The organism is Abyssisolibacter fermentans, assembly GCF_001559865.1.
Taxonomy (GTDB): domain Bacteria; phylum Bacillota; class Clostridia; order Tissierellales; family MCWD3; genus Abyssisolibacter; species Abyssisolibacter fermentans.
Window position 1 is genome coordinate 77,521 of the sequence record NZ_LOHE01000060.1, and the last position, 14,842, is coordinate 92,362.

Consider the following 14,842-nt stretch of genomic DNA (forward strand, 5'->3'; position numbering starts at 1 on the left):
AACCGATATTAAAATATCAAGCTTTCCATTCGTTCTTTTTCAAGCTGTATTCGTTCCATATTCTTACTACACATTTGTTTATGTATTGTAAATTTTATCTTTTTATTCGGTTTATCTATCTCCCACTGTCCTATACATTCTCCATTCATTAAAATAGTAGCGTAAACTTCACCAATTTTATTGAAATAAAGAGCATAATTTCCAGTATATAACTTTCTTGTTTCATAATATGCTTTTAATGCGCAATCTTCATAAGCTAAAAACTTACACTCGTTTACCATTTTTTTTATTTTAACTAAACTATCTAGATGTTCGTTAAAGATTAACATTTGGATATTGGAATTCTTACCATAAATTATAGTTAAAGATTTTTTAATACTTTCGATAGCTTTATTAATTTTACCTGAACTTATGCCTGTCCACCAAATGATATCTTTTTTTGAAACTGGACCAAATGCATAAATATAATACTTAATCAATTCATTTATATATTCTTGTTCACTCTGTTTACTCAGCTCTAAATCAAAGTTAAATGCTTTTTGAAAAAGTCCAAATACTCTTTTCTCTTTATTGAATTGTTTACTTAAATTTTTTAGATATAAAATTCCACTTTCCCATAGAAATTTATTTATTAATTTTGCATCTATTTTATCAACATTAAATTTTTTCATAAATTTTTCTTCTAAATCATTAGGATTGATAAATGTATTTACAATAAATAAATTTTTAGCAAAATCTTTAAATAACTCTAATTTCACTGCATTGAATTTTTTTATTTTTGGCGGTATTCTTAATCTACTAGTAGCATGATGCAGTACTTCTGCATTTCTAATATTTGTGATATGTAAGGTTTTGCGAACACACCGTATAGTTACATATTTATTCGAATTATTTATATATTCATATAGCTTATTAACATGGCATGTTACCCCTTTACTTAATAAAGATAGATATGGTTTTCCAATTCGTGCAGCATGTAATCCAATAAAACAATTTATTAATTTATCTAATTCATCATATGTTCTTATATCAACAGAATTGTAAATATTTAATTTATTAAATCTATAATTATTGATATTTTCTTCTGCAATTTTTATGTTAATCACACCTCATTCTTAGTAATTAAAAAGTTTTTTATCATCAAAGTTTTATCCATTTAAATCTATGTTAATAGTTTACTTAATATCTCATCTATTATTTCAATGTAAACTTAACTCACCAAACTTTTCTTGCACTTTTCCTTACAATTTGTCTATCCTCCTTCAAAAAAACAATTATTACATCTTCAAAATAGTTTATCTTTGGCAAATATTTAATTTTTAAGTTTCCTATTTGTTATTTTATCTAAGAAATTTAGATTAATAATAGTATTTCAAAGAATAGATAAGCTTTCGCCTATCTATTCTTTGAAACATTTGTTCTACATGCAAACATCTGCTGCTAAAGCTGCTGGTAAACTGATTTTTTTAGCTTTTGGAGCATTATATTTTTTCATGCATTCTCCCCCTTTACATATAATAGAGTAGTTACGGAAACTTTTAAACCGTATCTTCTCTTATTTTTTCATATTTGTTTATTTTTTTATAATCCTTTAGATTAGAAATAGTCCTAAAATTCCTTTACGTATAACTGAAGCAACATAAGATTAGCTGACTTCTTTTGATAGACGTTCTTTTCCTCATAAATTTTAGAAACTTTTTTATCGCTTTGTTCATCTATTGAATTATATCTTCTTGATAACATAATCTTACCATTGCTGACTACGATACCATTTTATGTATATTATTGTATTATTGATATTATTCCCCAGGTATATTTTAGCATATTTCAGTATTATTTACAATTGTTTTCGTTAAATTTTGTAATTTATCCCATGTGAATTTTGAATTATCCACTATGATAGATGTTGACCGTTCTATTTTTAATAGATATGAAAATAACCTAATCGAAGATTCTTTAAATATTAATAAAATGCTACAACCTCTTGTATGGATTCCTATCCATATATAGATTGTATAATCTCTAGCATTTACTGATAAGTTCTTATACAAAATTTATTTTTTGTATCAGATGTTGAAAATTCAGAAGTTTTCCATGTTTAAAAATATCGTTTTTTAAAAAGAATCCAGTATTTGATGTCAACAAACCGCCATGTTCATTAATAATATATTCTTTTATACTTTCCGATAAAAATTCTGCCATTAAATAAGAAGTAGTATAACCCGGCTCCGTTACAAAAAAATGATGATCTGTCCAATTGAAGCTATATTTAGGCATGTACTTTTCTCTTATGTTCTCCCATATTTTATCATAATTACAAGTAACATCATTATAAATCATCTCTTCAAACTCAAAACAACAAATAAGGATAGGAATAGACAGACATTCTTTTTTATTAATAGTAGGATAGTTTTGATTTAAGTATTTTTTAAACCACTCAGGTGACAAAATTATTTTTTCGAAGAAAATTGCAACTGCCTCATTTAATGCAGCATTATAGGGAGTTCTATAAAGATAATTTAAATTAGAATCTATGTAATTAAGATTAACAGCATGACCTATTTCATGCATTATACATACTACTAAATTTAAAAATACTTCTTTCGAGTTGACAATAACATGTATTTCTTCAGGGACTGTAATAGGAACAGCACATGCTCTTGATATTTTGTTAGGGTCAGGCTCTAGATAAAATTTTATTTGAGAAAAATTTAATTCAATTCCAATATCGTTAAGGGTATCTTGAGCTAATTGAAATTGTTGATTAACAGAAAAGGGTTGATTAGGCAAATTAGAAGCAGAATTAGAATTTATAAAATTTAAATATTTTTTTTGTACACCAAGCCTATGATAATTAATTTTAGAAATTAATATATTTTTATCTAAACCGTGTTCAAAATATTTCAATTCTAAATAATTTTCAAAACCTATTTCCTGAGCAAAATCATTTCTTAACATTATAAGTTCTTTTAATAATTTTTGGTATCTTTCTTGAGAAATAGTTTTTCTTATTTTTCTTAACTCAAATTCTAATGTAGTTATTTTTGAACTTAAATTAGAATTAGTATTATATATAAAGGATTTTTTATTAATTTCAGTCAATAAAGCTGTTTCTGTAGGAACAAGAGATTTGGACAAACAATTAATAGAGTTTTTAAATGTTGAACAATTAAATAAATTTCGTATTTTGTTCTTCGCTGAAAGATAATCTTTTTCATCTCCTGTTAGATTATATTTGGATTCTGATTTATTTAAAGATTCTTCATATTGCTGTATTAAATTAATGATTGAATTAAGTGAGTACATATGTTTAACTCCTTTCTGTTCAAAACAAATACCTTTTTTCATACTATTTTTTCTATATTATACCATATAACTTCCTTTTTCAATACCTCCTAAACTCATTAAGATAAACCATATTTAATACTTTAGAATCCCGCTTTTCTTGTTCTTATATATAATTTTTGATTGTTACCCCGTTTAGTCCTACTGTACTTACATAGTAAAGCTCTGCTCTAAAATATCTACTTTCCAAATTTATATTTTAAGTTTGCATATTTATTTAATAACATCAATGCACTTTTACCTTTCACATACCCAATAGAAATTAATATACTTATTTTAGGTAATACTTACTAACATATGTATATGAGGTATTAAATTAATAAAAGCTCTCAATATTTATCTATGAGAGCTTTATAATTTAATATTCATATTAATATGTCTATAAGCTATTTATGCTTTTTTTGAACGCAGATTTCTAGTTTTTACATCAAATATAACTGCTGCAACAAGTACCAGTCCGCGGATGATGTATTGGTATGAAACTCCTACATTCATTAAATCCATTCCTTTAGTCAATGATGCCATAACCAATGCCCCAATAATCGACCCTGTTATTTTACCTACACCACCTGATGCTGATGTACCACCTACAAATGCTCCTGCTATTGCATCAAGCTCAAACCCCATACCAGCTGTTGGAGTTGCTGATTGCAATCTAGCTGTAAATAAAAGACCTGACAATCCCGCTAGCATCCCCATTGATCCAAATACAACAAATGTAATAAATTTAACACTAATACCTGATAGCTCCGCAGCCTCTGGATTTCCTCCTACTGCATAAATATGACGACCTAATGTAGTATTTTTAGTTACAAAATTATATATAACTACAACTATTGCAACTATTACAGCTGTCCAAGAAAAACCTTTAAAACAAGCTAATTTCCAAATAAAATACATTACTATTGCTGATACAAATATAAGCTTTGCGACAAAGATTGGCAATGTACTTACATGTAAATTATATTCGATTTGTTTCCTACGGTTTTTGATTTCAATAAAGATAAATAAAAGAACAGCTGCTATTCCAATAATCATAGTCAATACATGTATATTACTATTATTAAATATATCAGGAATATAACCATTTCCAATTGCATTAAATGCATCACTATCCGTGAAAATAGTAGCACTATTTGTTATTCGTATTAATAAGCCTCTAAAAATTGTCATAGCTGCAAGTGTAGCTACAAAAGCAGGTATCTTAATTTTGGCAACAAGAGTTCCTGTCCACAAAACTCCAATTAGAGCTCCCAAAATAAGTACCGCTGGAAAAATAATATATAATGGCAAGCCAACTTTAGAGCTTAGTATAGCTGCTATAGCACCTAAAAATCCTGCTATATAACCTACAGATAAATCAATATGTCGTATAACTATAACTAATGTCATCCCTACAGATAAAACTGCAATATATCCAGTCATATCAATAAGATCTGATATTACCCTTGGTGTTATAAATAATCCATCTGTAAGGGTTGTAAATATGATAATAATTATGGCAAGCGCAATGTACATACCATAATCTCTTATGTTATCCTTTATTGCTGATGTTAAATCCTTAAACATTTTAATCCTCCTATACTGTCGCCATTTCCATTATATTTTCTTGAGTAGCTTCTTCAATTTTCAATTCTCCTGTCATCTTACCTTCTGCCATAACATAAATACGATCACTCATGCCAAGAACTTCCGGCAATTCTGACGAAATCATAATTACACTTAAGCCTTTAACTACAAGTTCGTTCATAATGGTATAAATCTCATATTTAGCCCCAACATCTATTCCTCTTGTCGGTTCATCAAGAATAAGAATATTAGGTTCTACAAATAGCCACTTACCTAGAGCTACCTTCTGCTGGTTTCCTCCACTTAAATTACGAACCTTCTGCTGGATTGAAGGTGTTTTAATATTTAAAGATTTACGATATTTTTCAGCTACCTTTATTTCTTCATTTTTTTTAACAACAAAAGCATCTGCAATACTTTTAAGGTTCGCTAAAGTAATATTTTGCTTAACATCTTCAATTAGAATTAGACCGTTACCCTTTCTATCTTCTGATACATAAGCTAATCCATTTTTAATTGCTTTTTTTGGACTTTTTATTACTACTTTTTTATTATTTATCTTAAGTTCTCCTGATAATTGATAGTTTTTTGAATTTCCAAAAATACTATGAGCAAATTCTGTTCTTCCTGCTCCCATAAGTCCTGCAATTCCAACAATTTCACCTTTTCTAATTTTAAAGTCAACATCCTTAACTACATATCTGCCCAATTTCCTGTCAAAAGCAGACCAGTTGCTAACTTCCAGCTGAACATCTCCAAAATTCTTTACTTCTCTCTTAGGGAAAATATCGTTAATTTCTCTTCCAACCATATATTTAATTATATCTCGTTCATTTATTTCACCCTTCTGTGCACTGAGTGAACAAATAGTTTGTCCGTCACGAAGTACAGTTACCGTATCTGCAATTTGAATAACTTCTTTTAATTTATGAGAAATCATTATAGATGTTACACCTTGCTCTTTTAAGTCATTCAGTAATTTTAATAAATTTTCACTATCATCTTCATTGAGAGCAGCAGTTGGTTCATCTAATATAAGAAGCTTTACATCTTTGCTAAGTGCCTTAGCAATTTCTATGAGCTGTTGTACTCCAACTCCAAGATCTATTATCTTAGATGCAGGATGAACATCAAGCTTAACTTTTTCAAGCATTTTAGTTGCTTTAATTTTAGTACTATGCCAATCTATGACACCATTTTTCTTAATTTCATGACCAAGAAAAATATTTTCATATACTGTCATTTCTGGTACAAGCGCAAGTTCTTGATAAATAATTGCAATACCTTTGTTTTCACTATCACCTATTCCATGAAAACTTTGTACTTCTCCATCAAAAACAATATCGCCTGCATAATCTCCCTTGGGATATACTCCACTTAAAACCTTCATCAATGTTGATTTACCAGCTCCATTTTCTCCAACCAGACAGTGAATTTCTCCTTTCTTAACTTTGAAATTCACATTATCAAGTGCTTTTACACCTGGAAATTCTTTTGTTATATTTTTCATTTCTAATATATTCGCCATTTGAAAGCTCCTATCAAGTCTTATAATATATCATAATAGCGATAGGCAAATGCCCATCACTATTATGTTTAATAAGGGGTTTAATGTTTTAGATTAAATCTACAGTCCGTTGAATTCTGATGCTCCGTAATATCCTGAATCAATGATTGTTTCTTTTACATTATCTTGAGTTACTGTGATAACCTTAATATCTTTAGCTTTAACATCAATTTTACCATTATTATAAGAACCATTTGTTTCAATTTCTTTACCATCTAGAATGTTAGTTGCTGTTTCAATAGCACCTGTTACTAGGTTTCTTACATCTTTAAGAACTGTCATACTTTGTTTACCATCTATAACATATTGAATTGATGGAATTTCAGCATCTTGTCCAGTTATATAAATTTCTAGACCATCTTCTTTTGCAAATTGATCATAGATTGAACGTGCAGTACCATCATTTGGAGCTAATATAAACGTTTTCCCTTTTGGCGCAGCTGCAGTTATATGAGATTCTGCTTTTGACTTAGCAACCTCTGGTTTCCAATCTGTTGTAATCTGTTCTATGATTTGACCCATTTCTTCACGAGTTAATTTTGCTTTATCTTTGTATTCAACTGCCTTTGATGAGTTTTGAACTATAAATGTACCATCAGCAATTTTAGGCTGTAATTTGTTCCATGCACCTTCAAAGAATAAGAATGCATTATTATCTGTTGCAGCTCCTGCATAAAGGTATAATTTTTCACCTTTACTATCATCTAATTGATCTAATAAATATTGACCTTGAGCTTCACCAACTGAAACAGAATTGAATGTGATATAGTAATCTACTGCATCTGTATTGGTTACTAATCTGTCATAAGAAATTACTGTAATACCCTCTTCTTTTGCTGCTTCAACTGCTGCCGCTGCTGCTGCTCCATCATGCGGAGTTATAATAAGAACTTTAATACCCTTAGAAATCAAAGTTTCAACATTTTGCTTTTCTCTTGCTGAGTCACCTTGACTAAAAAGAATTTCTACAGACTTATCTGTACCTTCTAAAGCTGCTTTGAATCTTGCTTCATCTTGTACCCAACGTGGCTCTTCTTTAGTAGGAAGTACAATACCAATATCTACTAAACCATCTTTTTTATCAGTTTCTGTCGCACCCTGTGAATCATCTTTAGAATTGCTACATCCTGCTAATAAGCTAACTGATAATGCAAGCATAAGAAATAATACCAATAGTTTTTTCATTTTTAGCCTCCTATTAATTATATAAATTGTGTTTTCCTTAAAACTAGTATATATAATATATAAATTTTACTCCATGACTGAGAAAAGGAGAAATCTGTATTTTTTTAATTTTTTATATATTTTAAATTTTTAATCTCTAAAAATTTAATATTAAATTTATTCAGAGATTATTTTAACCTTAAATATGTGCTAAAAAATGAACGCCTCATAAAAGACTAACTATCTGGTCTTTTTATGAGACGTTCATTTATTTGAATTATACTTTAATTATCTATAGATATCTTCTCGTCTGTGAAAAGCATCCTCTATCACTGTTTCTTCTAATGTATTTATAGTAACTGGTAATACGTCCAATTTAATATATGGTACATCTATCATTCCATTGTTTATTACTTCTTCTGTATTGACATCTTTGCCATTTACTAAATCTATTGCAAGATCAACTGCTGATTCAGCCAATAGTCGAATAGGTTTATATATAGTAATATACTGTGTTCCTTCTACAATTCGCTGACAGGCACTAATCTCTGCATCATGACCAGCTACATACACACTACCTGCTAAACCTTTTTCAGCCAAAGCTCTGATAGCTGCTTCTGCTAAACGATCATTAGCACCAATAATTGCATCAACTTGAATATTTTCATTTAAAGCTTTTAATACGATATCATAAGCATATTTTTCTCTCCAATCGTTCGCCCATTTATCTTCAACAATATTAATGTATCCATTTTGAACAGATTCTTCAAGAACACTCATATAACCTTTTCTAAACATAGATGAATTGTTGTCATCTGGAGATCCGTTTATTATTATATAATTCCCTTTTGGTACTACGTCTGTCAAAGCTTTAGCTTGTAGTTCTCCTACCTTAACATTATCAAATGAAATATAAGCATCTATATTTGCATCGTTAATCAATCTATCATAAGCAATTACTTTAATTCCTGCTTCTTTTGCTTCACCTATTGCTTCACTAATACCATCTTTATCATATGGTATAACAACCATTACATCTACATTTTTATCTATAAGCAGTCGTATCTGTCTATTTTGCGTCTCATTGTCTTCATTAGCATTATAAACGATAACATCTATATTCTTTTCTTTTGCTTTTGCTTGAAAAATTTCTTGGTCTCTCTGCCAACGTTCTATGACAAGAGTATCAGCACAAAAACCAATAGTAATTTTCCCATCATCCTCCATAGTTCCCTTTTTATACAATTCATTAACAAAGAAGATAATAATACTCAAACAAAGAAATGTAGTTATAAAAACTATAAACATATTCAGCTTGTTTTTAAATAGTTTCATTATTACCCCACCTTTTTCAAATTATTTCACTAGCCACACCGATTCTTATCTATATTCTGTTGGTGAAACACCAACTAATTTTTTAAATAAACGGCTAAAATAGTTAGGGTCATTATATCCAATTTTATAACAAATTTCTTTAACAGAATATTTGTTAGTTTTCAAAAGCTCTTTTGCTATATCTATTCTTTTCTTACGAACATATTCAACAAAGCTCTGTCCTATTTCGTTTTTGAATATCTTGCTAAAATACTGTGGACTTACTGATACTTCTTTAGATATATCTATGAGATTTAGATCTTCATTTAAATGCTCATCAATATATTTTTTAGCATTCAATACAACTCTTGATATGTGTTTATCCTTTTTACTTTGCACCTGCTCAACAATATAGCTTACTTTTCTAAGACACCAATTTTGTATTGAAACAATACTATCTAAGCTATTTAATTCATTCAAGTAACTTGAATAACCAACGATTTCTTCTTGTAGGTCGTTTCTATAAGAACAACTCAGCACCATAACCATTAATTCAAGTATAGTATTTCTAACTTCGACTATGTCACCATGGAACTTCTTATTTACTTTGTTGAAAAACGTTTTCATTTCATTAACTAATCGCTCTTTATCCCCAATTTCAAGCAGTTTAATAATATGTGTTTCATCTTCCTTTATATCTATATAAGTATAATCATCATTGGAATTATTCTTTTGAGAAATATCATTAATATGAACAATATTTTCATCTGTTATGCGATTAAGACTAAACATTGCCTCCTCCAATGAATTTTTACATTTTTCAAGAGCATAACATGAACCGATACCAATATGAATATTACTATCTACTAGTTTTTTTATCGAATTATATATTGAATCTGCTATCTCAAATGCTTTTATCCTCTGTTCATATTCAGACTCTGTTTGATTCTCATAAACTAAAACTGTAATTTGATTTATTATCATTGGTCCTACAATACATTTACATTTATATTTAATAGCACTTTGAACCTTAGGGTAAATGGATTGTCCAATTATCCCTGTACCTATTTTATCATGCAAATTTTGATGTTTTCCTTCTCCAAACTCAATAACCATCACATAGCCTTTTCTTTTCTTTGCTTCAAAAAGATCTTGATATTTAATTAATTCGTCTCGATAATCTGTATTTAGCAGTAGTGAATAAATAAAGGCATGCTCTAATATTGGTATTATCTTCTTTAGTTTTTCTTTATTTTCAATCTCACGAAGTCTTTGATTACGTTCTACCAAAATATCATTTTTAATACTGTTTAATACATCTGTTACCTTTTTAGGATTTATAGGTTTTAAAATATAATCGCATACTCCAAGTTCTACAGCTTGTTTGGCATATTCAAATTGTTCATATGCTGATATAATCACAAACCTAGTATCTATATGCCGCTTTTTTATAGCTTCTATTGCTTCTATCCCATTAATACCAGGCATCTTTATATCCATCAGTACAATATCAGGGTTATAGTTCTCACAAACAGCTATTGCTTCACGCCCTGAACTAGCGGTTGCTACAACCTCTATATCCTCCAAAGTATCTTCAATTAGAAATTTCAGTCCATCCAAAACAATTTGTTCATCGTCTACAATTATTAATCGATACATATTACCCTCCATTTAAGCTTCATGTGGCAAGCAAATTGTAATTTTTACGCCTTGATTTAATCTGCCCTCCATCCTAAATATATCACTCCTGTGAAAATATAGCTCTAATCGATCCCGTACATTTCGTATACCAATTCCTACCTCTTCATTTTGACCTAATTGACTATTGCTATTCCTACTTAATATCTTTTCTATTAGTGAGTTTTCTATCCCTCTTCCATTATCTTCTACAATGACACAAACTTCATTGAGTAAATATCTAGTAGTTACCTTAATAGTACCGCCTTCTTCCAAACCACTTAGTCCATGTATATATGCATTTTCCACTAATGGTTGAAGGATGAGTGGTGGTACCCTTTTATCAAATGTCAAAGGATCAATATCTAATTCAAATCTAATCCTATGACCAAATCTCACCTTTAGCAGGTCATAATAATCAGATATATTTTTTACTTCTTCACCTAATGTACATGTGGAATCCATTTTTTGAATATTATATCTGAAAAGCCTAGACATACTTTCGAGAAATTCTCCAGTTCTAGTTGCTCTTTCCATTATAGATAATTGAACACCAGCATTAATCGTATTAAATAGAAAATGTGGATTAATCTGAGATTGTAGAGCATATAATCTTGCATTATCTAAAAGGTGCTCCATTTTAACATTTTTGAGTTGCTGATCTTTAAGCTTGGTTTCTGTCTCTGCGATATTTTTTACCTCTGCTATATATTCCCTTATATTATTTTTCATCTTATTAAATGCAATTGCCAATAGTTTAAATTCATCATCAAACTCAAGATATATATCTTCAGTATCAAAATTTCCCTTTGATATTTCTTCAGCTACATGTGTCAACTGACTAAATGGTTTTACCATTCTCGCTGTAATTAAATATACTATGAGTAAAGATATTATTATTAAGCTAATAACAATTATATAAGTTATAGTTTGTAAAAGATGAGTCTGATTTACAAGTTCAAGATAGGTCTTTGAATTCCTTGATAGTTGTATTGAATTGAGTTTGTCTATATATTCAAAAATAAAGTTTTTTATGGTTTTGCTTTTTTCGTAGTTTATATAGTATTTAGATACATTTCTCTGCCTTTTATATGAGATTGCGTTTTGAGCTTGGTTGATATATTCCTCTGAAAGATTTTTGATATTTTTCATGAGAACATCTTCTGTACTATAAATATTATCATAATCTCCTTCTAATAAATCGAAAAACTCTTGTCTTTTTTTATTATAATCATTTAATCTTGTTGAGCTCTTTGAGCTTAAAAAACCTAATAAATCATTATCTAATTCTGAAATAACAGACTGTATATCTGATAGAAAAATATGCTTTTCAAACATGGCTTCTATTTGTCCTTTATATCTTTCCATAATAAATAATGAGTACACACTGAGAATTGTCATAAGTAATATAACACCTAATGAATAAACAATTAAATTATTCTTAATAGAGCTTACTCTATTCATTTTGGTCATTTGAATCACTCATTTCGCTTATATAATCAAGTATATTTGTTTCATCTACAACTCGTATATCTGTATTAATGTAACTTGAAACAAACTTATTTGTTCTATACTCAACAAATGCCTTTATAGCTTCTCTTCCAATATCTTCGTAATCTGTGACTATAGAAGCTTCAATCACATTTCCTTTTTTAATATATTCCATTATCTCAGTATCATTACCATACCCTACTAATACTACATCATTAACAAGATTATTATCAATCAGAACCTGAACCACACCTAGTGTATTTTCGCCACTTGTGCAAAGTATACCATTTACTTGGTTATTATTTAGTAATATCTCTGTTGCCACTGTTTCTGCACTAAGTACTCCTTGTTCTGTATATTTTATAATTTCAAGAGTAAGATTAGGATAAGACTTCAAAACTTCTTTTAATCCAAGCATCATCATTTCTTCCTGAAAAGTTCTATCCTTACCATAACTTCTCTGATCAATCACTGCAATTTTTCCTTTACCATTTAATAGTCTAGCAAAGCTTTCTCCTGCTAGCTGACCAATATCATATCTATTAACTCCAACATAACAAATTCTTGGACTCTTAGGAACATCTTCTTCAATTGTTATCACAGGTATGCCAATGTCACTAATTTCTTTAATTTTCTCAATTATTCCCTCATCATCGATAGCATGCACAATAATACCATTCACCTTTAAATATTTTGCTTTATCAAGAGCAACTATAACGTCTTCATAATAATTAGACCTGTCTATTTTATTTATCTCAACAGCTATATTAAACTCAGCAGCTGTATCTAATATTCCCTTATTAAATGCTTCATCATAAGCCTGATTTGAGTCATCTATAATAACCATAATATGAGCCTTAGCCTTTTCCTTAGAAGCCCATAGGTATTCATCTTTTGATGACCTAGCGATTTCGTTTGATATAACAACTCCAGCTATTAATGAACCCATTAACACTACTATCAACACAAGAAGAAATCCGTAAATAAGTCTTTTTTTATCCATTTTTAAACACTCCTATTCACTCTTACCCTTTTATTGTACATTGGTTTATTAGTAAAAAGGAAACAATTTTATAGACAAATTTAATAAATAATAGCATATATTTATTATATTATATAAACACATTACTTTCATTGAAAAAATTTTGGATTATGCTTTTATTATATTTATTAAGTACATACTTATACATGTCATATTGTTAATAATATAAATTCTAATATTTTATGTTTTTAATTATAAAAGACAATAATGATAGGCTTATCTTCTTTTATATTAGGTAGTACTATTCATTCAAGTTAAAGGACAAAAACTTAATTCAAACTCATTAATAGTTTTATTTTACATATTATTGCATATATGTTATGATGTGCTTAGAATATTGGTACCTTTTGATTACTCTATATAATATTAAGCTTTTTATGTAATGAAGTATATTTTCTTTAGGAGTTGTATGATATGAAAAAAATATTAATTGTTTTAGTTGTTTTGTTTATATCAAGCTTTCTCATTAGTTGTACTACTGAAGATAAAAATATAGTTAAACTTTCTACTATATTAAAACAAGATTCAAAGCTTTATAAGAAGCTAATGATAATGGATGGTACTACAGGAGATAAAGAAGAAACTGAGGATCAAAAAATTATAAATATATTTATTGATGACATAGAAGATTATTCTTTAATAGAATTTAAAGATGATTTTCTTAATGGGTATAAATATTTACAACTGTAAGGAATGTAACAGAAGAGATAGTGAAAAATTATATAGAAAATGAAGAAATACCAGTAACTAAAAGTAATTTTAAGGTTGAAGAATAGTAAAATTTATTGGGCTTAAGCCTAAAGAAGACTTTCAGTCTTAGGCATTTATGCCTAAATCCACCTACTTTAGTAGGTGCGTTGTTTAATTGACTCTTATTAAACCTAAATGGAAACACTAAAGGTTTATCATCGATAAATGATTTATATTTTATTCCGTTTAAGTATTTATCTAACAACGATTTTTCTGTTATACTTATTTCCTCATAATATTTCCCAAGTGCCTGAAATCACTACTCACTTTGACACTATTAGCAATTTGGGTAAACGCAGTAAATGGATCATTTGATTTTGATTTTTTTTCTATACCATACAGCTTCTCTATCATCTACATTTGCAGGAGTAACAATAAAATCTGTTATGAATCCTTCAAATGTAGATACAACATGAAGCTTAAATCCATAGTATGTTTCTCTTTTTGACGGACAACGACCATACTCAGCTTCTGGCTTAAATGTTTGTGGAAACAAGCCCTTCCAAACTTACAAACTGGTATTGGCATGTTATCCACAATGCGATAATTGCTAAGCCAGATATTGAGCCAAGTTTCTTTCGAATTTCTTTTGTGATTAAATATAGATTTCTACGAGTTCTATTAAATCTTGTTCTATCACCTATACATGGGTCTAACTCTAATTACGCTTTACAAAATTAAACCATGCATTTTCAAAATCGATAGTCATTAATTCACCAACTATACTTATGGTAATTATTTCACTATCTGAAAGTATAGCTTTGTCTGAATTACGGCGTTCTGCTACATTTGTTGGAGCAATTTCATGGTAAATATCGTCAATTATATCGAAGGTTACTGTAATAAAATTTTTCAAATCTTCGATTTTCTTGATATCATATTTATTGAACTCTAACATATGTTTTTCTCCTATCTTTTTTTTG

11 protein-coding genes and 2 pseudogenes are annotated in these 14,842 nt (G+C 28.8%); 1 reads left to right on the top strand and 12 read right to left on the bottom strand.

Going from position 1 to position 14,842, the window contains the following annotated elements:
* Positions 1–8: 8 nt before the first annotated feature.
* From AYC61_RS10705 to AYC61_RS10745, 11 genes and pseudogenes are all read right to left on the bottom strand, one after another.
* A complete protein-coding gene (locus AYC61_RS10705) occupies positions 9–1,106 on the bottom strand; it encodes a DNA glycosylase AlkZ-like family protein (RefSeq protein ID WP_066501634.1) in 1,098 nt (365 codons plus the stop codon).
* A gap of 711 nt (positions 1,107–1,817) precedes the next feature.
* Positions 1,818–2,051: a hypothetical protein gene (locus AYC61_RS21570; RefSeq protein WP_162265460.1), complete on the bottom strand. Its 234-nt coding sequence runs from the start codon at positions 2,049–2,051 to the stop codon at positions 1,818–1,820.
* Positions 2,044–3,306, bottom strand: coding sequence for a gluzincin family metallopeptidase (locus tag AYC61_RS10710; RefSeq protein ID WP_066501638.1), 1,263 nt, complete (start codon positions 3,304–3,306; stop codon positions 2,044–2,046). The genes AYC61_RS21570 and AYC61_RS10710 overlap by 8 nt, the downstream gene beginning before the upstream one ends.
* A gap of 148 nt (positions 3,307–3,454) precedes the next feature.
* Positions 3,455–3,663: pseudogene (locus AYC61_RS21865) on the bottom strand (transposase); the annotation flags it as partial.
* Positions 3,664–3,735: 72 nt separating this feature from the next.
* Positions 3,736–4,914, bottom strand: coding sequence for a sugar ABC transporter permease (locus AYC61_RS10715; RefSeq protein WP_066501643.1), 1,179 nt, complete (start codon positions 4,912–4,914; stop codon positions 3,736–3,738).
* A gap of 10 nt (positions 4,915–4,924) precedes the next feature.
* Positions 4,925–6,442, bottom strand: a complete 1,518-nt coding sequence (locus AYC61_RS10720) for a sugar ABC transporter ATP-binding protein (RefSeq protein WP_066501644.1) — start codon at positions 6,440–6,442, stop codon at positions 4,925–4,927.
* Between the two features lie 99 nt (positions 6,443–6,541).
* Positions 6,542–7,666 carry a sugar ABC transporter substrate-binding protein gene (locus AYC61_RS10725; protein ID WP_066501648.1) on the bottom strand — a complete coding sequence of 375 codons (1,125 nt, stop codon included), beginning with the start codon at positions 7,664–7,666 and terminating at the stop codon, positions 6,542–6,544.
* Positions 7,667–7,933: 267 nt separating this feature from the next.
* Positions 7,934–8,980, bottom strand: coding sequence for a substrate-binding domain-containing protein (locus AYC61_RS10730; RefSeq protein WP_066501651.1), 1,047 nt, complete (start codon positions 8,978–8,980; stop codon positions 7,934–7,936).
* A gap of 45 nt (positions 8,981–9,025) precedes the next feature.
* A complete protein-coding gene (locus AYC61_RS10735; RefSeq protein WP_066501656.1) occupies positions 9,026–10,618 on the bottom strand; it encodes a response regulator transcription factor in 1,593 nt (530 codons plus the stop codon).
* A gap of 12 nt (positions 10,619–10,630) precedes the next feature.
* A complete protein-coding gene (locus AYC61_RS10740; RefSeq protein WP_066501664.1) occupies positions 10,631–12,109 on the bottom strand; it encodes a sensor histidine kinase in 1,479 nt (492 codons plus the stop codon).
* Complete coding sequence (locus AYC61_RS10745) at positions 12,093–13,130, bottom strand: sugar ABC transporter substrate-binding protein (RefSeq protein WP_066501673.1); 1,038 nt, start codon at positions 13,128–13,130, stop codon at positions 12,093–12,095. Before AYC61_RS10745 ends, AYC61_RS10740 begins: the two co-directional genes overlap by 17 nt.
* Positions 13,131–13,583: 453 nt before the next feature.
* Between AYC61_RS10745 and AYC61_RS10750 the strand changes: the two genes are divergently transcribed.
* A complete protein-coding gene (locus AYC61_RS10750; protein WP_066501680.1) occupies positions 13,584–13,859 on the top strand; it encodes a hypothetical protein in 276 nt (91 codons plus the stop codon).
* A 394-nt stretch (positions 13,860–14,253) separates the two neighbouring features.
* Here AYC61_RS10750 and AYC61_RS21870 read toward each other — a convergent pair.
* Positions 14,254–14,817 (bottom strand): annotated as a pseudogene (locus AYC61_RS21870) (IS982 family transposase); the annotation flags it as partial.
* Between the last annotated feature and the right edge of the window lie 25 nt (positions 14,818–14,842).

Bases quoted from the DNA above. Each gene is read 5' to 3' on its own strand.
- AYC61_RS10710 (WP_066501638.1), bottom strand. From the start codon at position 3,306: ATGTACTCACTTAATTCAATCATTAATTTAATACAGCAATATGAAGAA.
- AYC61_RS10715 (WP_066501643.1), bottom strand. From the start codon at position 4,914: ATGTTTAAGGATTTAACATCAGCAATAAAGGATAACATAAGAGATTAT.
- AYC61_RS10720 (WP_066501644.1), bottom strand. From the start codon at position 6,442: ATGGCGAATATATTAGAAATGAAAAATATAACAAAAGAATTTCCAGGT.
- AYC61_RS10725 (WP_066501648.1), bottom strand. From the start codon at position 7,666: ATGAAAAAACTATTGGTATTATTTCTTATGCTTGCATTATCAGTTAGC.
- AYC61_RS10730 (WP_066501651.1), bottom strand. From the start codon at position 8,980: ATGAAACTATTTAAAAACAAGCTGAATATGTTTATAGTTTTTATAACT.
- AYC61_RS10735 (WP_066501656.1), bottom strand. From the start codon at position 10,618: ATGTATCGATTAATAATTGTAGACGATGAACAAATTGTTTTGGATGGA.
- AYC61_RS10740 (WP_066501664.1), bottom strand. From the start codon at position 12,109: ATGACCAAAATGAATAGAGTAAGCTCTATTAAGAATAATTTAATTGTT.
- AYC61_RS10745 (WP_066501673.1), bottom strand. From the start codon at position 13,130: ATGGATAAAAAAAGACTTATTTACGGATTTCTTCTTGTGTTGATAGTA.
- AYC61_RS10750 (WP_066501680.1), top strand. From the start codon at position 13,584: ATGAAAAAAATATTAATTGTTTTAGTTGTTTTGTTTATATCAAGCTTT.